Below are 25,474 nucleotides of genomic sequence, written 5' to 3' on the forward strand. Positions count from 1 at the left end.
ATCCTGACTGAAATGAACTGGAAAATATACATCGCCGCCACGCTGGTGCTCGCCTGCGTCATCCTGCTCAGTTCCTGCTACGGCACCCGGAAAACCCTGCTCTTCGAAAACCGGGTGTACCACTGGAAGGTGTATTTCGTAAAAAAACGGCACCTGTCGGTGGGTACGTATGCGCATTTCGAAGTGTTCTACAAAGGCGTGCAGTTGGTCCTCCCCAAAGAAATTACCGGCGGAAAGCGCGCCGTCGGCGAATTCACATCGGCTGTGGCCGTCGATAACCGCAGCAGCCAGTTCGGGACGTTGATCGTTATTTTCGAAAGCGATTTTCAGCGGGACGATGGCGTACCGTTCCGATCGTTCATCACCCTGCATATCCGGCCAGACGGAAAAAAGGGATTGACCGTGCGCAATCCCTGCAACGGCCACGAAGCACAATTGGAAATCGCGCAGGTATCCCCCGAATAAAAAACTGCCAGACTGAAATCACAGCCTGGCAGTCGTTTTAGTGGTGGTATCTATTTGTATTCCGGGTTCTGGGTGATCACCGCGCCCGTATTCCGCTCGATTTCCGAAAAGGGTATCGGCCAGAGGTTGTGGTACGGCTGGATGGTGAGACCGGATTTTTCATTGTATTTCTTGTCGCGGTCGTACAGCAGGCCCATGCGGCAAAGGGTTACCATGCGCAGTTCTTCCACGTACAATTCCCGTAGCCTTTCATCGAGGAGGTAATCGATCGTTACGTCGGATTCCGCCACGGGAGCGGCATTGGCGCGGGCGCGTATCTTGTTGATGTCTTCGGCCGCCTTCGGCTTATCGCCTTTCCTGATGTAGGCTTCGGCACGGAGCAGGTAGGTTTCGGCCAGGCGCATGAGGTAGGCGTCTTTACTATACACATCGCCGCTGGAATTGAACAGCAGCTGGCCGGCGAAGGGCGACTTCAGGGGATTGCCGTTCGCGTCTTTCTGGATCACTTCTATCGGAAAATCCCCTTCGGAGAACGTCGCTTTTTTGAGGACGGGGTACCAGCTCCGGATCGTATCGGCAAAGTTGGCCGCCCTGGCCTTGAACCCGTCTTTCACATACCATTTTCCATACGCATCCGAATTTTTAGGTACGCCATCCATGATGAAATCGCGGACGATGTTGTATTCGCTGTTCCGGATATCGTTAGGGTCTGTCCAGATGTCGTACAGGAAATACTTCGTCGGCCGGATCCACCCGATGCCGCGCCCTGCGAGCTGATCGTTGAACGCCAGCACCGCGGGCTGGCTCGAGGGGGGCGCGCCGTTGACGGACGTCATCACCCGCAGGTTGGTCAGGTTGGGCATGATGGCCCACTGGATGACGTCGCGCGCGGGCGATGCGGGATTGAGATAATCGGTCTGGATGACGAAAATGCCTTCTTTGTTGCCACTGGAACGGTTTTGATTGTTCAACTCGAAGAGATCGCGGTACACGTCGCCCGGCTTGGCGGCCCGGCGGCCGAAACGCTGCGTCATGAGCGACAGCGCCGGATGGTTGATGACCTGCGTAGCGGCGTTGATGGCATCGTCGTAGGCTTTCAGCGAGATGAGCACTTCGGTGAGTAGATGGTAAGCGGCCTGTTTGTTCACGGCGCCGTCTTTCACGGCATCGATGTCTTTGAGGTACAGCAGTGCTTCGGTGAGGTCTTTGCGACAGAGGTTGTACACTTCGTCGCGGGTGGCCCGCACGTAATCCGTCCGCGGCATGGTAACTTCCTCCGTGATGAGCGGCACGCCGCCGTAGAGATTGGCGAGCATGTTGTATCCCCAGGCGCGGAAAAACAGTGCCTGCGCCTTGAAGGAATTCCGGTCGGCCTCGGAAAGCGCGGCGGCTTTGGGCACGCGGCTGATGATGACATTGGCGTTCGAGATAACGGTGTATACGTTTTGCCAGATCACTTCCACCACGTTGAAAGTGGGCACCATGGTGTTTTTATAATCGTTAAGCTTCACCGGCGGATTGTAATCGGTGGCGTTCACCGCAAAATCCGTGGCGTACCGCAGCGAAAAGTTCGCGTCGAGGTTGATGCCGCCGAAAAGGATGTGGCGCATGCGGTTGTGCAGGTAATTGGTGGCCGACTGGAAATCCGCCGCGGTATTGAGCGCATTGCCTGGCGTATAGAAATCGAGCGGCTCTTCTTTCAGGAATTTTTCTGTATTGCAGCTGGTGGCGAGCATTACTGCGAAAGCGGTCATGCAGCCGTATCGGAAGATCTTGTTCATGGGTTCGAAATTTAAAATTCAACATTTAAACCGACGGTATAGCTTCTCAGCAGGGGGAATGCTTCCATATTGAGGCCCGTGCCGGACTCCGGGTCCCAGCCATCCCAGTCAGACAGGGTGAGCAGGTTTTTACCGTTCACGTAGGCGCTCAGGCGGCTGATGTTGAGCTTCCGGGTGATGGACGCGGGCAGCGCGTAACTGAGCGTTACGTCCTGCAGGCGAACGAAGCTGCGTTGTACGTACGGGGAAAATTCGTTACCGAGCGCGGCGGAGTAGTAGCCGATCTGGCGGTACCTGGCGTTGGGGTTTTCCGGCGTCCAGTAGTCGAATTTGAAGAAGTTGCGGTTTTGCATATTGTCCGGGTTGGGAAGCGTGGACCCGGGCTGGCCGTAATAGTATTTTTTACCGCCCTGGATGGAATTGACGAACATCTTGAACTCGAATGCCTTGTAGCGCAGGGTGTTGAGGACGCTGAAGCGATAGGAGGGATCGGTGTAGCCGAGGATCTTCCTGTCTGCCGCGGCGGTGTAAGATCCGTCGCCGTTTATGTCTTCCACCTTGTACGTCCCATACGTAAATCCGCCGGGTATGATACCGGCGTTGCGATCGGCCACCTGCCACATTCCGATGATGTTGTAATCATATGCCACGCCAAACGGCTGGCCGATGAAGATCTTCGAAGCCACGAGGTCGTCTTCCTTCCCGTCCTTGTTCGCATCGATGCCGGTGATGCTGACCACCTTGTTGCGGTTCAGGGAGAAACTGGTATTTACGTCCCAGGAAAAGTTTTTGTTGCGGACCGGCGTACCGTTCAGCGCCAGCTCGACGCCTTTGTTATGGAGCTTCCCGACGTTGAAGGGAATGCTCGTCTGGCCGTTGACGGACGGAATATTCACCGTATACAGCAGGTTGGAAGTATTGGCGGTGTAGTAATTGACTTCCCCGGAAAGGCGGCTGCTGAAGAGGGAGAAGTCCAGCCCGAAATTGAGCGTTTTGGTCGTTTCCCATTTCAGGTCCTGGTTGGCGAGGCTGCCGATGCCCTGGCCCTGGAGCGCCAATCCGCCATCGCCGAACAAATAACCATTGGCGATGGAGGCGTTCATGCGCGAAAGCGTCTGGTAGCGGCCTACGGTGCGGTTGCCGTTGGCGCCGTAGCTGAGCCGGAACTTGAGATCATCGATTTTTCCGAGTTTGCCTTTGGTCCAGGGCTCTTCGGTGATCCGCCAGGCCAGCGCGGCGGAGGGGAACACGCCGGTCTTGTTGCCGGGCCCGAAGCCGGAGAAACCGTCGTTCCGCACCGTTCCCGTGAAAACGTACCGGTCTTTGTAGCTATAGATCAAACGGTACATCTGGTAAAGACTGGTTTCTTTCCAGGCGTCGGAGTTAACGGTCTGCAAACTGGGCTGCCCCGCTTCCAGGCTGTGATAGCCGAGCGCGGGATTGGCGAAGTTGCTGGCATTGGCATTCGTCTGTTCGAAATTCCGCTTTTCAAATCCGTACACGAAAGTGGCGTTGATGCCATGGTCACCGAATTCGCGGCGGTAATTGAAGATATGGTCGAGCGTCTGGTTGTATTCGGAAGAATTCATTTTGCTGCCGCTCCCCGTGAAGTTGGCGCCGTACAGATCGAAGTTGAATTGCTGGGCGGTAACGTAGTTCTGCCCGAAATTGACGCGGTAATTGAGCCCCTTGATCCAGGGTACCGTAATGTCTGCATACATCAACCCGAACAGGTTGTAGCGTTTGTCGAGATTGTTCTGCTGCGTTTGTAGGATGGGGTTGAGGTTGGAGCCGTCGGGCAGGCGCAGCGGTTTCCCGGTGGAATCGTAGGCAGACAGGAAAGGCGTGTTGCGGATGACGGTCGTCAGGGTCGGCGCCACGCCTGAATAGTCGCTGATGCCGTAGCTGGATTGAATGCCCACTTTCAGCCAGCTGGCCACTTTGCTTTCCAGGTTCACCCGGAAGCTGTAGCGTTTATATGTATCGTTGATGATGACGTTTTCCTGGTTGGTATAGCCGAGGGAGAAGAAGTAGGCGGTGTTTTCCGAGCGGCCGGAAACGCTCACGTCGTGGTTTTGCATGAGCGGGTGCCGGTTGGTGAGCAATTGCCACCAGTCGGTGTCCACGCCTGCCTGGAAGCCTTTGGCGGATTCGGCGGACATGCGGGTGAGCGGGTCCCAGCCGGGGTTGGGCGCGTCGAGGTTGGCGCCGGTGCGGCTTTCGTTGATCCACCGGTCGGCCACGAACTGCAGGTAGCCTTCCTTATCGAGCGGGAGCATGTCGCGGTTGGAGACCTGCGAAAGCGTGAGGGCGCCGTTGTAGGAGATGAGGGGCTTTTTGCCGGCGCGCCCCGTTTTGGTGGTCATGAGCAATACGCCGTTCGATGCCTGGGAGCCGTAAATGGCCGTGGCGCTCGCGTCTTTCAACACGTCGACCGAGGCGATGTCTGCCGGGTTGATGTCTGCCAGGTTGCCGCGGAAGATGATCCCGTCCAGCACGATCAGCGGACTGGTAGTGCCGCTCAGCGAAGTGCGTCCGCGGATGCTTACCGATGGGCTGGAGCCCGCCGTGGTGACGGCGCCCACGTTCAGCCCCGGTACGGAGCCTTGCAGGGATTGGAGGATGTTGACGTTCGGGGATTCGCGGAAGGCGGTGAGGTTGGCCCGGGCGGTGGTGCCCGTAACGTCTTTTTTCCGGGCGGTGCCGTACCCGATCACGACTACATCGGTGACGATGGTTTCAGCCTGGCGCTCCATGATGATCTGGAGCGGGCTGCCGTTGTAGGTGATGTCTTGCGGTGTGAAGCCGACGTAGGTCAGCCGCAGTACCGTTCCGGGTTTTACTTGCAGGGTGAATTCCCCTTTTTCATTGGTTTGCGTGGCTTTGGCGCCATTGCTGCTGCGCACCGAAACGCCGGCCAGCGGGAGGTTTCCCACATCGGTGACGCGCCCGGTGACCGACTGTGCGTAGGCGGCCGCGCAGCTGCAAATGGTGAAGATGGTCAGCAACATCGTCTTGAACGTCGTGTGTAGCATCATCGTTAGGATTTTGATCGTTAAAAAGTGGATGGGGACAGCAATACCCGTCCGCAGGGAGATTTCCATCTCCCCGGAGCGAATCCATACTGTCATTTCAATCGATTGTATAATTGGGCCGTCAAAGCGGGCCGGACATAGTTCGGCGATACATCATAACGTAGTTTTAGATGATTTGGAATGAGTGGAAATCGGAAGCCCCGGCAGTTGGTGTCGCCGGAAAGAATACATTTTAGTTAGGTGAATACTTGGTTCGATCCTGGTGTTCTCGCAAATGATGATGAAGTACGTGTGGTGCCTGCCCGGTTATTCTTCAGTTTTTCAAATCGTGGTTGCGTCGGGCTGACGGGCCGCTGGAAACAATGATAGGAAAAAATATCTTCCGGGCAATGTGGGGCGCTCCTATTTTTGCATAGTTGTGAATAAACAATGAGAATTGATCAAAATTCAATCAAACTTCGAAGGTAAGGACACCTGAGCAAAAAATTTTTTCCATCACATTCACCCTTTTTAATACTTTCATTGACTTGTCGATAGAAGACCACAATTGCATTGGCCGGAGGTAGTGGCCCGGTCGGTGTTACGAGTAACATGAGACAGAATTGTAATATACAATGGCATATGGATATATGCGTCTTGAGGTAATTTATTTGTACGGATAACGCTGACCTAAGTTTGGGGTAAATATGGATCAACCAATTTCAGGAGAGAACACTGCGTTCGAAGAGTTGTTCCGGCAGCATTTTGTATCACTCTGCACGATCGCTTATTATGTGGTGGATGACAAAGATGCCGCGCGGGACATTGTCCAGGATTTTTTTCTTGGGTTCTGGAGCAAACGCCATCAGATCAGGCTCACGCATGACTTTAAACATTACGCCACGAAGGCGGTCCGCTACGCTTCCATCAACTATCTGAAGAAAACGGGAAGGGTCAAACTGGAAGAGCTGGAAGTGATGGACGGGCTGGCCATGCAGTTCACGGCCGAAGACAAGGAAGTGCGTGAAACCCGGTACCGGGCGTTGTGGGAGGCATTGAACAGGATGCCGGAACAGCGGCGCAGGATATTCCTCATGAGCAACCAGGAAAAGATCAAGTATAAAGACATCGCGGAGCAGATGGGGATTTCCATCAATACCGTCAAAACACATATCCGGCTTGCGCTCCTGTTTTTGCGGGAAGAATGCAAATGGATGGTGAAGCCGGTGTCGTTACTGCTTTGCTGCCTTCAGTTGGACATGTTATTCTAACCTTCAAACGGATCTTATGTCACAATCACCCGATCATACCGGAATGGACTGGAACAAAATACTGGAATCGTTAGAAGAAGCTAAAATCACCCACGATATGACGAAAGAAGAGTTCTCTGCCCTGGCTGCCGCCCGTGAAGCACGTGCCCTGCTGGCTGCGCAAGAATTCGACGAAGACGGCGGCTGGCGGGAATTCACGGCCCTGCGCGAAAAACGGAGGACGTTCCGGCTGCGCATCGTCCGCCTGGCCGTAGCTGCCGGCCTTGCCCTGGCGATCGGCGCCGGCCTCTGGATATTCGCACCCGCCGGCAATACGCTGCAAACCGCAGATGCCGCCGGCCCCGGTAAAGTACGCCTGCGCACCGCCGATGGCCGCATCCTGGAACTGGACCGCGGCGCCGGCACCATCCAGGATAATGACATTGCCCGGATCCAGGCCGGTGGCGACTCGCTCGTTTACACCGCCGGCACCGCCAGCACCGGAGGCGCAAAAATGGATACGCTCGAAATACCCGTGGGCATGCCGTTCCAGTTGCTGCTGGCAGACGGAACGAAAGTATGGCTGAACGCAACGTCGAAGCTGATTTACCCGGCTGCTTTCCATGGCGCTGCGCGGGAAGTTTACCTGGAAGGGGAGGGTTATTTCGAAGTGGCACAGAACGCAAGTCAGCCCTTCCTCGTGCATAGCGGCAAGACCGTCACCACCGTGCTCGGCACGGCTTTCAATATCCGCGCCTACGACGCGTCGGTGATCACCACCCTCAGCAGCGGCAAAGTGAAGGTAACGGCCGGAGCGGCATCGGTAACGCTGCAGCCCGACGAACAATCGACGTTCGACCCGGAAAGCGGCCAACTGGAGAAGGCGCCCGTTGTTGCGGCAGACATGACGGCCTGGGTGCAGGGCAACCTGTATTTCGACGGCGTGCCACTGGCAGACATCACCGAAAGCCTCGGGCGGTATTACGGTTTCGATTTCACTTTCGATGACGCCGCCACGGGCCAGCTGCGATTCACATTGGACATGCCGCGCCCCGCCACCATCGGGGAAGCCCTGGCGCAGCTGAAAGCCAGCCGTACAGAGCTGCATTTCCAGATAAACGGGAAAGTCGTCACCGTTTCCCGGCGCCTGCAACCATAAAAAACAGTGTAATCAACCATTGGCCGCCCCGGCGGCATCCGTTCAACTTTAATATCTGATCCATATGAGCAACAAATCGGGCCCATCCTTCCTCCGGAAGGTTGCAGGAGTGTTTTGCATCCTGCCATCCCTTACATTGCTGATTGCATGCATCCTGTTCGCCGGCACGGCCAGCGCACAGGAAGAAGCCAGCATCCTTTCGACGAAAGTGACGTACGAGGCCAACAAGTCGCCCCTGGGCAAAGTGCTCAAAGACCTCCGCAAACAGCTGCGGTTACGGTTTACTTTCAACGAAGAGCATATCCGCCGGCAGCCTGCCATCACCATCAAGGCGCAAGGGATGAAGCTGGGCGCGTTCCTGGACGAGTTGCTCAGGCCGACCGACCTTGCTTATGTGGTAGATATGGGAACGGTGATCATCATGAAAAAGGCGCCAGCCGTTTCGTCGAACATTGTGCCGGCCTCCGCCGAGCTGCATCAGGTGTTGCGCGGGCGTGTGGTGAGCGCTTCCGGTGAACCGCTGGAAGGTGTCAGCATCCGTGCCCAGGAATCCGGACAGATGACCGTTACCCAGGCAGACGGGATGTTCATGATGCTCCCGCGCGTGGGGGAGCAGATCCGGCTAAGCCGGCTCGGGATGAAACCGCTGGTTTATAAAGTGAAGAGCGATTTTTCGGAACTGGTCTTACTGCAGATGGATACTGTTATACAAGCCATCCAGGAAGTGGTGGTGAACGGCTACCAGAAGATCGATCCGCGGCTGGCTACCGGTTCGGTATTGAAGCTCTCCGCCGCGGAAGTGCTCCAGCCGGGCGTGGCCACCATCGACAAAATGCTGCAGGGCAAAGTCCCGGGCCTCATGATCATCAATACTTCCGGCGGCGTCAACGCCGCGCCGAAGATGCGGATGCGCGGTACCTCCACGCTGCTGGGCAACGCTTCGCCCCTGTGGGTGATCGACGGGATGATCCGCCCCGATCCCGTAAACGTTTCATCGGCCGTCCTCAATAACATCATCAACGGCGAGTCCCGCGCGAATTTCGAACTGATGGGCAATGCCATCAGCGGCGTGAACCCCTACGATATCGAAAGCCTCACCTTCCTCCGCGACGCTGCGGCCACCGCCATCTACGGCACCCGCGCGGCCAACGGCGTGATCGTCATCACCACCAAAAGAGGGAAGGAAGGCCCCGTCCGCATTTCCTACAACACCGATTTTTCTTTCCAGGCCCGCCCTTCCTATAACCAGCTCCATCTGATGAATTCCAAAGAAAGGATCGAGTTTTCGCGGCAGCTGCAGGAAGACCATGTAGTTATGCACTATTTTGGCGTAGGGCTCGACGAAAAACTCTCCTACGAAGGAAAATTGCGGGAATTGTATGCCGGCAATATCACGGAAGACGAGTTTCACCGCCAGGTATCCATCATGGAAACCCGCAATACCGACTGGTTCAAATTGCTGTTCCGGAACGCGTTCAGCATGAAACACTCCGTAGGGATCAGCGGCGGCAGCAACAAAACGACTTATTACGCTTCGCTCCTGTATGCCGACAATAAAGGCGCCGCCCGCGAAGACGAAATGAAATCATACGCCGCAACTTTCAACCTCCGTACCCAGATCGGGAAACGGCTGACGGTCGACATGTCGTTGCAAAGCAACCACCGGAAGTCGAGCGCTTATTACAACGGCATCAACCCGCTCCAGTATGCGCTGCAAACCAGCCGCATCTTCGACCCCGGCGATTACATCGCCATGCAGAACGCCGTGCTGGGATGGGCGGCGCCGACAGACCTGGAAACGAAGCGCCCGCCTTACACGCTCAATATCCTCAACGAAATCGAACATTCGAAAAATACCTCGTCCAGCCGCTCTTCCAGCCTGAACGTGTCGCTTGATTACAAGATCGCGAACGGACTTTTTTTCCGGAATAATTCCAGTTATATCATCGACGCTTCGGACGGACTGTCTTATGCCGATTACTACACTTTCGCGGCTTCGAAGCTCAGGGGGTGGGACCTATCCTGGACGCCGACGCCAGAAGTGGTGAAGCAGTCGCCGCTGCCCGCCGGCGGTATCGCCAGCCTGAACGCATTCAGTAAATCAGTGCTCGGAATCCGTAACAGCGTCGATTACAGCACCGGCCTATTCGACAACCGCGACCAGTTCAACGTTACCCTGGGCAACGAGGTCAGGAGCGAAGCGGGTTACGGGACCAGCAGCATTATGCCCGGTTATTTCCCCGATCGGGGCGATATTTTTTCGCCGTCAGACCAGGGCCTCCGGATGGTGAGCCAGCAAGCCGTCAACCGCAGGAAAGACAACACGGTTTCCGGCTACCTCAACATCGCGTACAGCCTGAATAACCGCTACATCTTCAGTGCCACGGTGCGGGCAGACGGCTCCAACCGCTTCGGGCGGACGGCCAACACCAACTTCCGGCCGAACTACAGCGTTTCCGGCCGGTGGAACGCCGCCATGGAGCCCTGGTTCCCGAAGGGCAATTTCCTCACCGACTGGCAGGTGCGCGCTTCTTTCGGCACGCAGGGCAATGTGGTGACGGAAGTAGGCCCCAACCTCATCGCCGCCTACAGCCGCAACAAAACCAATCCCATCACGGGCCTGCCTTACCTGTCCATCAAATCCATGCCATATCCCGACCTCCGGTGGGAGAAAACCTACCAGTGGAACCTCGGCACCAACGTCGGCCTCTTCAACAGCCGGCTGCTGGTGAACGTGGACTACTATTCCAAAAAATCGGTGGACGTGATCGATATGCTGCCCATACCCTACGAATACGGGATGGACTTTATGTACCGCAACGGCAGCACCTTGTACAACGAAGGGCTGGAACTGTCCATCATGGCGCAGCTGATCAGGAAAAAGCACACTGCGCTTTCCCTGCAATTCAATACCAGCAAAAACCTTAACAGGGTGTCCGACCAGCTGATCGTTCAAAATTACAGCGCTTTCTTTACCGGAAACGGCGGATTGCCCGGCAAGGCCATCAGCGGCATTTACTCCTATGTTTTCAAGGGGCTCGATGGCAAGAAAGGCCTGCCTGAATTCGACAAGCTGAACAAGACCGAAAGGACCTCCGACCCCAACGCGTTCCTGGTATATTCAGGGCAACTGGAACCGAAGCTGACGATGAGCCTGGCGCCCGTATTTACGTATAAATCCTTTTCATTTTCGTCTGCCATGCTGCTCAGCCTCGGTAGCGTAAAACGGCTGAACCCGCTGTATTACCGTCATGGTGCCAGCAATAACGCGCCAGGGCCTTATGCCAATATGAACCGCGAATACCTCAACCGCTGGCGAAAACCCGGAGATGAGCTGCGGACAGACATTCCCGCATTCGTGGACGGCACTTCGGACCTGAAGTTGATAGACATCCCCTACACGTCCAACAGCCGCCCCGTTGCCGGCCAGATCATGAACATCCAGGAAAACCCGCTCACGGCCTACGGTTTATCCGACCGTATGACGGTGAAGAACAATTACCTGCGTTGCAGCAACGTCAACATGACGTATTCCGTTCCCGCCAGGTGGCTCACTGGCTCGGGCATCAGGGGGCTTAATGTCGGGCTCTCCGTCAACAACGTTTTTACGATCGCCAATTCCAGGCTCAGGGGGCAGGACCCGGAAATCGACGGGGTGGGAACGTCCGCGTTGCCATTGACCCGCCAGTACGCCGGGACCCTGAGCGCCACTTTCTAGCCCATCACCCTTTCAACGTAAGCGCATGAAAAAATTACTCGTCATATTGCTCGCCGCATGTAGCCTGGCTTCCTGCAAAAAGTTCCTGGAAGAATATTCCCCTTCCGACGTAACGCCCAAATCCACGGCGGATTTTAATGAAATCCTCTTTTCTGACGGCTATCCCGATGCAAAAAAAGAGCTCCATCCCTGGCTGATGTACATGGAAGATGATATCCAGTTTTACGTCAGCCCCGCCAATATGATCGACGCACCGACCTACTATGCTGCTATCCGCGGCGCCTACGAATGGCAATCCGTGCAGGGGCGCGACGGGTCGGGAGCTTCCCCGGAATATTTCAACGCCTGGGGCAATTATTACAAACAGTTGCTCGGCGTAAACGTGGTATTGCAGAACGTGGACCGGTCGACCGGCGACCCCGCGCTGAAAGACCAGGTGAAAGGGGAAGCCTACGCACTGCGGGCTTATTACCATTTCAAACTGGTGAACATCTACGCAAGGCCGTATAACGATTCCACCACCACGCCCGGCAAACTGGCCGGGATCCCGCTCCGTACGAACGGCGACCTGTCTGACCAGTACATGACCCGCAACACCGTGAAGGAAGTCTATGACCAGATCACCAGTGATCTGGACAGCGCCATCCTGTTACTGGAAAGATCGCGGAAAACGGATGACGTATTCCGTATATCCCACGTAGCGGCGCATTTGCTGGCGAGCCGGGTTTATCTCTATATGGAAGACTGGCAACGCTGTATCCAACACGCAGATGCCGTGCTCCATCAACATCCCCAGTTGATGAACTATATGGATTGGAACGGGGTGACGCCCGACTTCGACAATTCCTTCGTTGGGCCGGAAAATGTGGAATCGGTGTGGTGTTACGGCTCCGCCAGGGAATATTATCCGATGAACGAAGCCGGTTTCGGGATGTGCTTTGAAGTGTCGAGAGAACTGGTCGGTTGCTTCGAAGATAACGACCTCCGGAAAGCGAACGTTATTTTTGAGGTGCCGGTGGAATTAAAACCTTATATCGGGCTGGACTACTTCCAGAACAAACGTATGTACCCGAGCGGTGCGAACGAATACCTCACCATCAATAACTCCTGGCGCAGCTCGGAGGCTTACCTGAACCGGGCCGAGGCGTACATCCAGCTGTACCGTACGAAGGGCGACGCGGCCGCGGCCAGCGAGGCGCTCAAAAGCCTCAATACGCTCCGCGCGCAAAGGTTCGCTCCCGCCGATTTTCAGGCCTGGACGCTGAAACCGGCCGATATACTCCTGCAAATGTGCCGTGACGAGCGCCGCCGCGAATTGTATTTCGAGGAAGGGCATCGCTGGTTCGATCTGAAAAGGTATGGAATGCCCTCGATCCGGCACGTATACCATCCCGATCTGTCGACCACGCAGACATTCACCTTGCAGAAGCGGGACGCCCAGTATGTGGTGCCCATCCCGGAAATCGTGCTGACCCGGAACCCGGCGCTCGTAAGGGACCCGCTGATCCCCGGCACCCGTCAACCCGACTGATCCATCATCCTCCAAGAAAAAAATCAACATGAAATCATATTTCATCCCGGTACTGGCGCTCGTTTTGATGGCTTGCAAGAAGGAAGCCGCACTGACGGCGAGCCCCGTCGAGAAGTTCTACACACTGCCGCAGGGCAATGCTCCGGCAGATAAAGACATCCTGGACATCCACGGCAAATTCGGCACCTACATCCTGTACCGCTTTTCGCAGGACGATTACGCCTACAATTATTATAACGAGCTAAAGGACAGTGCTTTCAACGCCAACCCCGCGTACATCGATACCGCGCTGGGTTTTTTCCGCCACCAGCTGATGGACCAGTACCCGGAAAAATTCCTCCGGAAAACAATGCCGTTCAAAGTGTTGCTGGCGGCATACATCGGCGCCGGCAGCGCGCGCTCGGCCACAGGCTTCGCTACTACACAGAGCATGCTCGCTATCGGCTGGGCAGACAGTACGCTGCTGCAAAAAACGCCGGCTGAATTGAGGAAGATACGGAGCCAGATGCACCGGTTTTACTGGGAGCGCGCATACCGTACCGAAAGTTTCGTTCTGCCGCCGGCTTTCCTGGCCACGGCGCCCGATTACCAGAAGATCAACGTCGACAACAGGTATTCCGAAGGCGTTGTGGCCGACGGGTACTACAGCCTCAACCTCAATGAAGGACAGGATTTCGTGGCCTACATCGAGCTTATCACCGGGAAAACCACTGCCGAACTGGAAGCCGGCCTGTTCCAGCCCAGTATCGATACCAAAGGGCTGATCCGGAAACGTTACCAGATCATCGTGGATTATTACAAACAGGAATTCGGGGTAGACCTTCAGGCGATCGGGCAATTGCCCTGACCCAGCGCCTCCCGCAACAGCACCGTAACGATCATCCTGAAATACAGATTATGAACCATAGAAGCAGGCCCTTTATCGTGGCTGCCCTGGCTGTATCATGCAGTTTCAGCGCCCACGCGCAGGAGCAGAAGGCTCCCGGCCCGAAAAACGCCTTCCGCAGCACCGTCATCAATAACATACTGGAGAAAATAAAAACCAGGCACTACTCGCCACGCCCGTTCGACGATGCCTGGTCGGCCGCCGTGTACGACAAATACCTGCAGCTGCTGGACGCCGGCAAGCATGCATTCCTGACCGGCGACATCCGGCGGCTCCAGGCCCAACGGCAGCAGATAGACGATCAGTTGCTGGCCGGGCAGACGGCTTTCTTCGATTCGGTATACGCCATCTACCGCCTACGGCTGGACGAAAACCAGCGGATCATCATGCGTACGCTCGATGGGAAGTTCGATTTCGACAGGAAGGAATCCGTCCAGCTGACCGGCGCCGCGCGCGATTATGCCGCCGGTCGAAAGGAGAAGGAAGAAATGTTGCGCAAACTGGTGAAGTACCAGGTGCTCCGCAATTACATGGACCTCAAGGCGGCAGACGGCGATACCCTGGCGGACGCCCGGGTGCCCGACCCCGCCACGGAAGCGAAAGCCCGGGAGCGCGTGCGGAAGTGGTACGCAGATTACTTCCGTGTGAACGGTGGGCCGAACGACGAAGACGAAAAATTCAACCTGTACATGGCCGCGGCGGTATCGGAAATCGATCCGCATACGGTGTACAGCGGCCCGAAAGATAAATCGCTCCAGCAAAACATCACCAAACGGTATTTCGGCATCGGCATGGAACTGGGCGAAAGGGACGGCGATTTTTATATCAAACGCCTGCTGCCGGGCGGCGCTGCCTTCAAAAGCGGGAGGGTACGGGAGAACGACAATATACTTTCCATTTCGGGTGAAAACGGCAAGATGGTGCCCGTGAGAGGGCTCACGGCCGGCGAAGTATCTGCCATGATCCGCGGGGAAAAGGATACCGAACTGCAACTGAAATTGCAGCAGCCCGGCGATTCCATCCGCACCGTTATGTTGAAAAGGGGAGAAGTGGTGGATATGGAAAACCGCGCCAAAAGCGCCGTACTGGAACGGAACGGAAAGAAGTACGGATATATATCCCTTCCGCTGTTTTACATGGACCCCTCCGGCTACGGCATTACCGGTGCGTCGGCAGACGTGGCCCGGGAAGTGGAAAAACTGAAGGAACAGGAAGTGGAAGGGATCATCATGGACCTGCGCGGTAACGGTGGCGGGTCGCTGGACGAAGTGGTACGGATGAGCTCGCTTTTCCTGCCCGCAGGGCCGGTAAGCTGGTTACGCAGCCAGCAGGAATTCAAGCCCTACAGTTCACCGATGGCACAGCCTTCCTACGAAGGGCCGCTGGTAGTGATGGTCGATGAAAATAGCGCATCCGCTTCCGAAATCCTCGCGGCCGTGATCCAGGACAAGCGCCGCGGCCTCATCGTGGGCCCCTCGTCCACCTACGGCAAAGGCACCGCCCAGATTCCGGTGAATATGGGGAAAATGGGCGACCCCGCGCGCAACATCCCCAGCGTCAGCTACGGTACCCTTCAAATGACGGTCCAGAAATTCTATCGCGTCACCGGCGAATCAACGCAGCTCAAAGGCGTCATCCCCGATATCGTGCTCCAGGAAAGCATGAGCCCTCACGACCAGCGGGAGCGCGACTTCCGTTCCAGCCTGGCTTGTGACACCGTGCAGTTCCCCGCATTCGAACCGGCCGGCCCCGGGTTCCGGTACAGCGTTGTGGTAGACAGCGCCCGCAGCCGGATCGCCCGCAACCCCGCATTTGCGGAAATAGCGGTGAACATGCAACGCCAGAAAGAACATGCCAGCCTGCCCGTTCCCCTCGATATGGGCTCCTTCCGCCAACATTACAATACGCTCTCCCGTATCGAAACCGGCATCCGCAACGCGCGGACGCTGCCGCCTGCACAGGCCCTGGGCGCCAGCCTGCCGCTCAACCGGAGCCTGCGGCCAGACCTGCGCAAAGACGAGTCCGCCCTTCCCGCCAACCAGGATTGGCTGAAAGGCATCGCACAAGACATATACATCGGCCAATCCGTTTCCATCCTGGAAGACATGGCCGCCAACCCGGAAAAGCCCGGAAAAAAATAATCCGCTTTTCCCCTCACTCATTTCATAAACCCGATTGACTATTACTTAAATCACCGCACATGAAAAAATATCTCCTGGCCGCTTGCTGCCTTTCCGGCGCAGGCGCATTTGCCCAGCAGTCTGACGGCAAAGTCACGCTGATCATCAATCAATCCGAAAATGCCATCGTTACCGGCGACCTTGGCAGGAAACTGAACGATACCATGGTGTACCTCTACGAAATGTACGCCGGGGAAAACGATAGCGCCCAGATCAAAAACGGCAAGTTCATCATCAACAAACCCATGCCCAAAGGGGGAAGCATCCACATCATCAAGGTGGGGCAGGGCGCAGATCTGAAAAGCATGATGCTCGCCTATGTGGAAGGCGGTAAAATGCACATCGCGGGGAAAGGCGATTATCTGGCCGGTGCCAAATTTTCGGGAGACAAGTGGGTGAAGGAATGGATGGAAGTATACGCTATGCTCGATCCCGAAACGCCGGTCAGCAAACAGTTGGCCGTGCTGGAAGAAAAGTTCCGCGAAGCGAACCAGTTAGGTGACGAGGATGCGGCTACCGAAATCAACAAACAGGCGGATTCCCTCACGAAAATCCGTTTGACCGCCATGCGGAAATGGCTGGCCGGGAATATGAACTCCGGCGTTTCCGCTTACCTGGCCACCTGTTACATCGATAACATGAAGGCGAAAGATTCCATCATGAATCAACTCGGCGAACACGCGAAAGCTTCCCGGATCGCCCAGCGGTATTTCCATCCCGGCAAGGTAGACCCTACGCCCGTATCCATGGGCTTCGACGACAGTAAAGCCGCCGACCGTAATTTCTCCGCCGTTTCCGTAGGGCAGGACGCTCCGCAATTCTCCGCACCCGATGTAAACGGTAAAAACGTTTCGCTGGCGGATTTCAAAGGGAAATATGTGCTGGTGGATTTCTGGGCCAGCTGGTGCGGCCCCTGCAAACCGCAGATCCCTTTCCTGAAAGCCGCGCGCGACAAGTATAAGAACAAAGACCTGGTGGTACTGGCCGTTTCGCTCGACAGCAAGAAGGAAGCCTGGGAAAAGGCGATCGCCGCCCATCAGCTCGACTGGATCAACATCTCGAACCTGAAAGGCTGGTCTGAGCCCGCGGCGCAAGCCTATGGCGCCTCCGCGATCCCTTTCAACGTGCTCATCAGCCCGGAAGGCAAGATCCTTGCCATGGGCCTGTACGGCGAAGACGTTGAAAAGAAACTGGCGGAATTCCTCAAATAATCCATCCACGTTTTGATAGAACAGGGGCTGGCGCTACGGCCGGCCCCTTTTTACTTTTTGATGCCATAATACCGTTTCATGAAAAAGATCATTCAGATAGCGCTCGGCCTGCTGCTTCCCTTCGGATGTTTGGCAGCGGACGGGTTCGTCATCAAAGGCAAAGTGTCCGGCATTATCAGCGGATACGTGTCTATCGTTGCGCCGGCGGTGGAAGGCGCTGCCAAAGCCCCCGGCGAATTGCCGGAACGGGTCAGGATCGTGGACGGAGCGTTCATATTTACCGGCAGCGTTGCGCAACCCGAAGTGGTGGAACTGAAAGTGAGCACCCGTACCGTCCGCATCCTGCTCGAAAACACCGAATACACCGTGGAATCTACCCTGCAAGACCTTACAGGCAAGCATTTCAAAGGTAGCCGCCTCAACGATCAGTACTGGGATTACCTGGAAAGCCAATCGCCGCCGCTGACCTATGTTGCCGGTCATGCAGATGCCCCCATCTCCGCATTCCTCGTGCACGCATTCACGCGCGAGCTGGCAGACGTGCAAAAAGGCTACGACCTGTTGAGCCCCTCCAACAAGGCATCTCACTGGGGACAGGAAGTGGCCGCCCGCCTGGAACAGTTCAAAACTACCGCCGCGGGTAAAGACATGCCGGATTTTTCCATGACATGTCCGGAAAACGAAAAGTTCTCCATCGGCAGCATGGCCGGTAAAGTGGTGGTGCTCGATTTCTGGGCATCCTGGTGCGGGCCGTGCCGGGCGTTCATCCCGACCATGCGGGAATATTACAAAGCCTGGCAGCCGAAAGGCGTGGAGTTCGTGGCCGTTTCGTTCGACGATTCCCGTGACAAATGGATACAGGCCATCGCCGAAACCGGCATGGAATGGAAACAGGGCCTGATAGACGGGGGATTCGGGGCGGATTCGCCCGTCAAAAACAAACTGAACATCAAAAGCATCCCGCATGTGATCGTGGTGGGTAAAGACGGGAAGATCGCCGCCTGGCTCGATTACTCCATGAAATCGAAGCTGCCTGAGATCCTTTCCCGTCTTGCTCCCTGATCAATTTTTCGCGGTGGGTGCTATCGCGTGGTGTATCCGCCGTTGGCGAAGATCGTCTGACCGGTGATCCACCATCCGTCCGTCACGAGAAACTCGATGAGCGGCGCGATGTCCTGGATGTTGGTGAGCCCGCCGAGTGCGGACGCGGATTTGTGGTAGGCTACGGCGTCTTCAGTTTCCTGGCCGTAGAAGAACGGCGTGTCCATGGGGCCGGGGCCAACCGCGGTCACGGAAATCCCCCGCGGGCCGAATTCCTTGGAAGCCGCCCTGGTGAAATGCTCGACCGGGGCTTTCATCCCGCCGTAAGTGGAGTAATAACCGGTGTAGGCCGCGAGGAGGGAAGTGACGATCGTGCAGATCTTCCCGTTGTCGTTCAGTTTTTTCCCTGCTTCCTGGAGGAAGAAATACGCCACTTTCGCGTTGATGTCGCTCATGCTGTCGAACTCCGCTTCGGTGGTTTCCACGAAGGGTTTCTTCAATACTTTACCTACCGTGTTGATCGCGATATCCACCCCGCCGAATTTTTCAATGCCGGCGTCGAAGAGTTTTGTGATGTTGGATACGCTTCGGAGGTCTGCCTGTACCAATATTGCTTCCGCACCCGCAGCGCGCACATCGGCAAATGTTTTTATCGCGTCTGCGCCGCTGCTGTCGCTGTTGTAATGGATGACAAGATTGGCGCCCTTTTCAGCAAAGCTGCGGCTGAGCAAGCCTCCCAGGTTCTTTGCCCCGCCGGCTATCAGTACCGTTTTCCCTTTTACATCGTTTCGTGCCATGATCGTGCGTTTTTTTGTGAACTCAAAATTCAGCACTATTCATGGAAGCATTATGGTGAACTTTTCGGTTTTTATCCGGCCTGCCCTTGCGATTTCCGGTATTCGCCGGGCGTTTCACCCGTCCATTTTTTGAAGAATTTGGAGAAGTTGGACGGGTCGTAGGTCAGTTTCATGGCCACTTCGGCAATGGAAACGTCGGGGTCGCGCAACAGCGATTTCGCTTTCTCGATAATTTTGGCGTCGTAAAAATGACAGGGGTGATTCCCTTTTTCCTTCTGGATGATGTCTGTCAGGTGCTGGTGCGAAACGGCCAGTTCCCGGGCGATCTGGTTCAGCTCGAGGAATTCGGGCGCGTCGCCGTGTACCACGTCTTCGATATGACGGTCGATGAAATCGAGGTATTGCAATACGATCGTGGTGCTCCTTTTCGCTTTCAATTCATTTTTCGTCATCGCATGCTCGGGTTTGGGTGTTAAAATGCGGCTGCCGCCGGATGGGCCGTTCCGGCTTTCAAAATACATAAAATCCCTGATTATTAAGCGGATATCGCTTTGTTAACCCGGTATCCGCAACTGAGACAGGCTCCGGCCGCTGCGCATGGAGCGCCGTGATGCAAATCCTACCGCTGAATGTAAACCTGAAGCGCAAAACGTGCAGTAACAGCCGAAATGGGCCGGCCTGGGAGAACAACATCCTGCCAGGCCGGCCTTTTTATTATTGAATGGCGTAAATCCGGTAGCTCAGTTTCCCCGGCGCCACGAACCGCCCCACGCCAACCGCCACGGTATGGTTCAGCCATGCGTATTTCGGGGAACTGGTCTCGAAAACCGGCGACGATCTGAAGTAGTAGTCCCCGGGCGAAAGCTCGTGACCTTTCCCCGCCCGTAAAAGCGCGGACTTGTCTGCCGGCGCATAATTGAAACCGGTATAACTGATATAGATCAGGGCGCCGTCGTCTGTCTGGATGGTTGCGCGCGTGTCGAGCCTGAAGGTCGTGGAGTCTGTCATCAATCCCCATTCGCCGCCGCATCCCGTTAATTTGCCGTTGATCTTATCGCCCTTGACTAGCCCTTCCCGGAAGGGAAAGATCAACCGTGCCCCCGTCGATACAGGTCCGACAACCTGTGGCGGATGTACGGAAATCTCGAGGTCGAACAGGAATTTGGATGAAAGTTCCTGCGCTTGTACGCGCACGGCGGTGCAGGCCACGATCGCCGCAGCCAGGATAATTACTTTTTTCATGGTTATGAGTATGTTTTTACGGGATGATGGAAGAAGGTGTTGAAGGGTTTGCGGCTGTGAAGAAGTTATCGACGTCGCCGATGGCGGTGCGGGTGCATCGCATGATAATATCCTGCAAATCGGCACCCCCGCTCTGCAACGGATCGATGGCTTTGACAAGGCGGGCCCGCAGCTCGTACAGTTCCGTACGGTTGAATTTCTTCGAGCCTTTCACCAGGTCGAGCTGCATGCGTTGCGCCTGCTGGTCCTGCTTCGGATTGAAAATCCCGTTCAACTGGCTGCACTGATCGCAGATGCCGTTTTTGTTGACGAGCGCGCAACGGTGGTCGAAGATCCCGGTCATCGTCTCCCGCGCATCGTTCAGCAGGTGCTTTACCACGCCTTCGGTTTTGTCGAGAATGAGGCAGATCTCTTTCACGGGGAAATCATATACATCCTTCAACATGAGCGCCACCTGGTTTTCGATGGGCAGGGTTTTGGAAATGCAGGTAAAACAGAAGTCGATATGTTCCATCATGTCGTATGCCCCGGCAGGAGAGGTGCTTTGTACCGTCCGGAACGACTGGGCGATTTCCGCCGTGCCGATGGCGAGCATGGCGCCCTGGTCCTGCGCGTCTTTGGGCCATCTTTTCTTTTTCTTCAGATGGTCGTAGGCCAGGTGGGTAGCGATGCTGAACACCCAGGTTTTGAGCGACGACTGCCGGTTGAACGTCGAGATTTTATCGAACGCGCGGATGAAAGTGTCGTGGGTGAGGTCGTCTGCATCGTTCCGGTCGGTGAGCAGGCGGTAGAGGTAAGATTTGAGCGGGTGCTGGAATTCAGCGAAGAATTGCTGGAAGGCGTTAATGTCGCCGGCCAGGGCTTTGTTGTACAGCGTTTCTTTTTCCATGGTTTGATGCAGGCTTTCGGATGTTAAAGTAGGTTTATTTTTCCGCAATCGAAATCGACGATGTGGCTGTTAAAGGGCGTGCCGTTGTCTGACACGAGGAACGCGGCGGTTTCGCCGAGTTGCCGGAGCGTGGGGCCGGTAGGGAGAAGGTCGTGGCGGGTGTAGTGTTGCGCCATTTCTTCCCGCGGAATGCCGGCCAGGGCGGAAAAGTCTGTGATCATTTCCTGTATCTTCCGGGTTTCCAGGAGTGCGCCGGCGCAGAGGCAGATCGATTTGATGCCGTGTTTCCCGAATTCGGCGGCCATGACCCGCGTAAGGCCTTCGATGGCGGCGCAGGCTGCGGCAAACCCCGCCATATTGGGTGTTTTCGTTCTGGCCATCGAGGCGTTGAACAGCAGGAGGGTGCCGGGCGTCCCGGATTCGATCATGTATTTAGCGGCGGCCCGGGATGTGAGGAACTGCGAACCGCAGATCTTTTGCAAAGGGTGCATGAATTGTTCGAAAGTAGCCACCGTGCTGGGTGTTCCGCTTCCTGCATCCTTGTAGTAACTGCCAATACCGTTGAACACCATGTCCAGCCGCCCGTTTTCGGCCACCACTTTTTTCAGGTAACCGTCGATCTGCGCTTCATCCATCGCATCTGCTTCGCCGGCTTCCGCAAGGCCGCCGCCAGCCACGATCTCCCCGGCCAGTGCTTCCGCCGCTGCCCGCCTTCTGGCCGTTACGTACACTTTTGCGCCATGTTGCGCGAGCGCGCGGGCTACCGCGCCTGCCACCTGCCCGGACGCGGCGAAAATGACCGCTACCCTGTTGTTTAAACTCTTCATTCTGTATCGCTTTTTCATTTCGACGATCGGGCGGCCCGAAATGATCGGGATTTTTGGAATTTTTTTTTCGATGGAAGAACCGGCAGTTGGAAAGTTCCCGGATTACCGGACTTGCGTCTTTTCCCCAAAGCTGTATATTTGAGCGGCGGGGCGAATTTTTTCAGATGATAAGCAACCGGCCAGCCCGCCAACCTCCTTTTAAAACATAACCTGACGATGCGAATTGCATGTATACTGGCCGCAATGGCCACGCTCACGGCTGCCACCGCCATGGGCCAGACGATGGTAGCCCGCCACGGGTTCGACACCGTTTCCGTTCCCACCACCGCCGGCATCGCCGGAAAAGCTTTAGACCTCAGTAGTGCCGCCGCCACCAGGCGCCCCGTTACTTTCCCCTATGCCCTCCGGTCGCATGCAGGATCTTATAGCGTACAGGTTTGGGTAAAAACGGGAGAAGGCCGGTCGGGGTACACATTCCTCGAAGCAACGGCTGCCGGGAACGGCTGGCAGCTCGGTATCCAGGAAAACGGCGCATGGACCTGGGAACTGCAGCAGGGGAAAACGGTGTATCGCTATCAGCCTACCCCGCAACGCCAGCAAATCCGCGACAAACGCTGGCACCAGCTAACGTTTTGCCATGATGTCGGCAAACAGGAAGCCACCCTGTATTTCGATGGAAGGCAGGTCGCCATTTATAACATAGAAGGAATTTCCAAAGCCACCGCCGCCGATACTTTGTTCGCCGGCGGGCGCCCACAGGGTGACCGCGGCGAATGGAACACATTCCCCGGGCAGCTGGACGAAGTAACCCTCTTCGATGGTGTGCTTTCCCCCGCAAACGTGGCGGCTTCCTGGCGCAGGCATTTCCCGCTGCCGCCCGAAAAGCGCCTGCCGGCGGGCAAGCAGCTGACCGTCATGAACTTCAACATCTGGCACGGCGGCAACGAAACCGGGAAAGACGCAGGGCCGGCACGGGTGGTGGACATCATCCGTCAATCCGGCGCCGACATCGTTTCCATGCAGGAAACCTACGGTTCGGGCGAGAAGATCGCCGATGCGCTGGGATATTATTTCTACCTCCGCAGCAGCAACCTGAGCATCATGAGCCGCTTCCCGATAGACTCCACCTTGCCCGGCTCCCGTTCGTTCTTCAACGGCGGCGCATTGGTCCGGCTGAACGAAACCTCGAAAGTCGCCTTCATCACCAACTGGCTCAGCTATCCTTTCGATTATTGGGCCATGCTGGAGAAAAGGGAGAAGCTGGAACCGGATACGCTCGTCGCAGGGATGAAAACCCACAACGCCGCGCAGCTCACCGCCACGCTGGAGCGACTGTCGCCGGTCATTCACCGGGCAAACGAAGTGCCCGTCATTTTCTGCGGCGATCTCAACAGCGGATCTCACCTGGATTACGTCGAAAAAACGAAGCATTTGAACGGTGGACTGGTAGTGCCTTTCCCGCAAAGTATCTACATGGCGGAAGCGGGGTTCACGGACAGCTACCGGAAAGTGCATCCCGATCCGTTGAAAGACCGCGGCACTACCTGGAGCCCCGAGTTCCCGTCGGCGTTCAAGGACCGGATCGATTATATTTATTACAAAGGCAGCAAACTCCACCCCGTAAAATCGTTCCTCATCGACCGGCATCCGGTAAAATACCCGTCAGACCATGCCGCGCTGATCACCGTGTTCGACTGGAAGCCTTAGCTATGGCCATATCCCGCGTACACGCGCTACTTCGAGCGAAATGACGGTCACGTTGTTGCCCCAGAACCGGAACCCTTCCGTGTTCCCGGCGTCGGCTTTCCGTTCCGCAGACCAGGAAAACGCCCCGCCGTCCACGAACACTTCCACCGAAGAACGGTCGAGCCAGATTTCGGCTGTGAGCTCCATGCTGGTGGGGTTTTGCGGAGAATAGAACATCCCGTTGAGCATATTGAAGTTCATATCGTAACCGATAAGCCGCTGGCCGGAAAGGCTGAGCCCCGCGTCGGTAGCGTGGGAGAGGCGGATGGTGGTTTTGATGTAGAGTTGATCGTCGTTACCGAAATCCGCCAGCCGGCGGTTGGCCTCGTCTGTCGTGAGCTGCGCCCATTTCTGGGATGAATCACGGAGCTGTAATACTTCCCTGACAGGATAACTGAACAGCCGCGGCCCGTCTTTCGTATTGCGTAAAGTCAGTTCCGTGGGCAGCAGCATCATGTTATTGAAAGGCATACCTTGCTGGGGGATGCGTCCCCAACCGATCTGGATGCGCCGGCCGTCGCTGGCGGGAATGTTGTTGAAAGTCTGTGCCGCGTAAATAGAACCGGCGGAGAAGTAAAATTTCCCATGCTCGGGTGTGAACGTTTTCCCGTCGAATTGCCCGATCATATAAGTATTGGACGCGCCATACATCACCCATTTGCGGTTGTCGGGATCGCCGTCTACGGGCAGTTCGAACAGATCGGGGCATTCCCAGAACCCGGTCACGTGGCTTTGGTAGTCCCATTTTTTCAGGTCGTGCGAAGTGTAAATCGAATGGCCGTCGCGCTCGTTAAGCACCATCACCCAATGTTTCGATGGGGCATACCAGAACACGCGGGGATCGCGGGTGTCTTTGCTGTTCCATTTTTCCTTTGAATCGATCACGGGGTTGCCGGCGTATTTGGTCCAGCTGCGGCCTTTATCGAGACTGTACGCCACGCATTGCACTTCGCGGTCGGGGCTATCTGCCGTGTACAGCGCCACCATGGCCGGTTTTCCGGGTTTCCCGAAGCCGGAAGTGTTGTCGTGATCGATGACCGCCGATCCGGAGAACATCGTCCCGGTTTTGTCGGGATGCAGGGCTACGGGGAGTTCTTCCCAGTGGACCATGTCGCGGCTGACGGCGTGCCCCCAAGTCATGTTCTCCCATTCCCTTTCGTATGGATTATGCTGGTAGAAAAGATGGTATTCCCCTTCATAAAATACCATGCCGTTGGGGTCGTTGATCCATCCGCGCCGGGTGGAGAAGTGGTACTGCGGACGGCGGTGCTCCCGGTAGAGGGAGTCCTGTCCCGCAATGCGGTCGTCCTGGTAAATCATCCCCAATCCTTCCTTCCCGCCTTCGAATTCCACCCGCAGTTTTTTCCCTTTCCAGGCGCCTGCGTCCACGAATACCCAGTAATCCGGCTCGGCGCTCAGGCGGATGCGGAAATGGCGGTCTTCCGCACCGTTCACGCTGAACTTCATTACCGACCGTTCCGACCGTTGTGATACGGGCAGGTTGATGTACCGTTTGGTAACCGTGAAAGTCGTGTCTGCGGCGGAAGCGCGGAACCCGGCGCCAAGGGCCGCCAGGAGCAATAATGGGATCGTTTTCATGCGGAATGCAGTTATGAAATGGACAGGTTTCCAAAGATAATCATCCTCCGGCCGAAAAGAAACCCCTCGGGAAGTGAAGTCGTGAAACAGCAAAACCCGCTGCGTGAGCGGGTTTTGCCAGTTGTAAATCCTCAAAAG

General features: G+C 56.1%; 18 protein-coding genes. 10 read left to right on the top strand and 8 right to left on the bottom strand.

The annotated features are described in order from the left end of the window. The first annotated feature begins 12 nt into the window (after positions 1-12). Positions 13-465: a hypothetical protein gene (locus ACQKLP_RS08535; RefSeq protein WP_427321930.1), complete on the top strand. Its 453-nt coding sequence runs from the start codon at positions 13-15 to the stop codon at positions 463-465. Between the two features lie 50 nt (positions 466-515). Here the strand turns inward: ACQKLP_RS08535 and ACQKLP_RS08540 are convergent, their stop codons facing one another. Both ACQKLP_RS08540 and ACQKLP_RS08545 read right to left on the bottom strand, forming a co-directional pair. After that, positions 516-2,246 (bottom strand): RagB/SusD family nutrient uptake outer membrane protein, encoded by a 1,731-nt coding sequence (locus tag ACQKLP_RS08540; protein ID WP_427321932.1) that lies wholly within the window; start codon positions 2,244-2,246, stop codon positions 516-518. 11 nt (positions 2,247-2,257) lie between these two features. Further along, the gene (locus tag ACQKLP_RS08545; protein ID WP_427321934.1) at positions 2,258-5,284 is read right to left on the bottom strand and encodes a SusC/RagA family TonB-linked outer membrane protein; all 3,027 of its coding nucleotides are present in this window, start codon (positions 5,282-5,284) and stop codon (positions 2,258-2,260) included. Between the two features lie 683 nt (positions 5,285-5,967). Here ACQKLP_RS08545 and ACQKLP_RS08550 point away from each other — a divergent pair. The 8 genes from ACQKLP_RS08550 (at position 5,968) to ACQKLP_RS08585 (ending at position 18,257) form a co-directional block, all read left to right on the top strand. After that, the gene (locus tag ACQKLP_RS08550; RefSeq protein WP_427321936.1) at positions 5,968-6,531 is read left to right on the top strand and encodes an RNA polymerase sigma-70 factor; all 564 of its coding nucleotides are present in this window, start codon (positions 5,968-5,970) and stop codon (positions 6,529-6,531) included. A gap of 16 nt (positions 6,532-6,547) precedes the next feature. Continuing rightward, a complete protein-coding gene (locus ACQKLP_RS08555; protein ID WP_427321938.1) occupies positions 6,548-7,669 on the top strand; it encodes a FecR family protein in 1,122 nt (373 codons plus the stop codon). A 64-nt stretch (positions 7,670-7,733) separates the two neighbouring features. Beyond that, positions 7,734-11,387 carry a SusC/RagA family TonB-linked outer membrane protein gene (locus ACQKLP_RS08560; protein WP_427321940.1) on the top strand — a complete coding sequence of 1,218 codons (3,654 nt, stop codon included), beginning with the start codon at positions 7,734-7,736 and terminating at the stop codon, positions 11,385-11,387. A gap of 25 nt (positions 11,388-11,412) precedes the next feature. After that, a complete protein-coding gene (locus ACQKLP_RS08565) occupies positions 11,413-12,918 on the top strand; it encodes a RagB/SusD family nutrient uptake outer membrane protein (protein ID WP_427321942.1) in 1,506 nt (501 codons plus the stop codon). A gap of 28 nt (positions 12,919-12,946) precedes the next feature. Further along, on the top strand, positions 12,947-13,765 hold the full coding sequence (locus tag ACQKLP_RS08570; RefSeq protein ID WP_427321944.1) for a hypothetical protein: 819 nt from the start codon (positions 12,947-12,949) through the stop codon (positions 13,763-13,765). A gap of 50 nt (positions 13,766-13,815) precedes the next feature. Then, positions 13,816-15,945, top strand: coding sequence for a S41 family peptidase (locus ACQKLP_RS08575; protein ID WP_427321946.1), 2,130 nt, complete (start codon positions 13,816-13,818; stop codon positions 15,943-15,945). Between the two features lie 59 nt (positions 15,946-16,004). After that, positions 16,005-17,195, top strand: a complete 1,191-nt coding sequence (locus ACQKLP_RS08580; protein ID WP_427321948.1) for a redoxin domain-containing protein — start codon at positions 16,005-16,007, stop codon at positions 17,193-17,195. A gap of 78 nt (positions 17,196-17,273) precedes the next feature. Continuing rightward, positions 17,274-18,257, top strand: a complete 984-nt coding sequence (locus ACQKLP_RS08585) for a thioredoxin-like domain-containing protein (protein ID WP_427321950.1) — start codon at positions 17,274-17,276, stop codon at positions 18,255-18,257. A gap of 20 nt (positions 18,258-18,277) precedes the next feature. Here the strand turns inward: ACQKLP_RS08585 and ACQKLP_RS08590 are convergent, their stop codons facing one another. From ACQKLP_RS08590 to ACQKLP_RS08610, 5 genes are all read right to left on the bottom strand, one after another. Beyond that, on the bottom strand, positions 18,278-19,033 hold the full coding sequence (locus ACQKLP_RS08590; RefSeq protein ID WP_427321952.1) for an SDR family oxidoreductase: 756 nt from the start codon (positions 19,031-19,033) through the stop codon (positions 18,278-18,280). A 71-nt stretch (positions 19,034-19,104) separates the two neighbouring features. After that, the gene (locus ACQKLP_RS08595) at positions 19,105-19,554 is read right to left on the bottom strand and encodes a helix-turn-helix domain-containing protein (RefSeq protein ID WP_427321954.1); all 450 of its coding nucleotides are present in this window, start codon (positions 19,552-19,554) and stop codon (positions 19,105-19,107) included. 193 nt (positions 19,555-19,747) lie between these two features. Further along, on the bottom strand, positions 19,748-20,275 hold the full coding sequence (locus ACQKLP_RS08600; protein ID WP_427321956.1) for a DUF3237 domain-containing protein: 528 nt from the start codon (positions 20,273-20,275) through the stop codon (positions 19,748-19,750). A 16-nt stretch (positions 20,276-20,291) separates the two neighbouring features. Further along, positions 20,292-21,164: an RNA polymerase sigma factor gene (locus tag ACQKLP_RS08605; RefSeq protein WP_427321958.1), complete on the bottom strand. Its 873-nt coding sequence runs from the start codon at positions 21,162-21,164 to the stop codon at positions 20,292-20,294. A 23-nt stretch (positions 21,165-21,187) separates the two neighbouring features. Continuing rightward, positions 21,188-21,991, bottom strand: coding sequence for an SDR family NAD(P)-dependent oxidoreductase (locus ACQKLP_RS08610; RefSeq protein WP_427321960.1), 804 nt, complete (start codon positions 21,989-21,991; stop codon positions 21,188-21,190). A 216-nt stretch (positions 21,992-22,207) separates the two neighbouring features. Here ACQKLP_RS08610 and ACQKLP_RS08615 point away from each other — a divergent pair, with 216 nt between their 5' ends. Beyond that, the gene (locus ACQKLP_RS08615) at positions 22,208-23,698 is read left to right on the top strand and encodes a LamG-like jellyroll fold domain-containing protein (RefSeq protein ID WP_427321962.1); all 1,491 of its coding nucleotides are present in this window, start codon (positions 22,208-22,210) and stop codon (positions 23,696-23,698) included. On the opposite strand, the gene ACQKLP_RS08620 is transcribed toward ACQKLP_RS08615, so the two are convergent. Further along, positions 23,699-25,336, bottom strand: coding sequence for a GH32 C-terminal domain-containing protein (locus ACQKLP_RS08620; RefSeq protein WP_427321964.1), 1,638 nt, complete (start codon positions 25,334-25,336; stop codon positions 23,699-23,701). Positions 25,337-25,474: the final 138 nt, after the last annotated feature.

It is taken from the genome of Chitinophaga sp. NPDC101104 (genome assembly GCF_050277495.1).
GTDB lineage: Bacteria > Bacteroidota > Bacteroidia > Chitinophagales > Chitinophagaceae > Chitinophaga.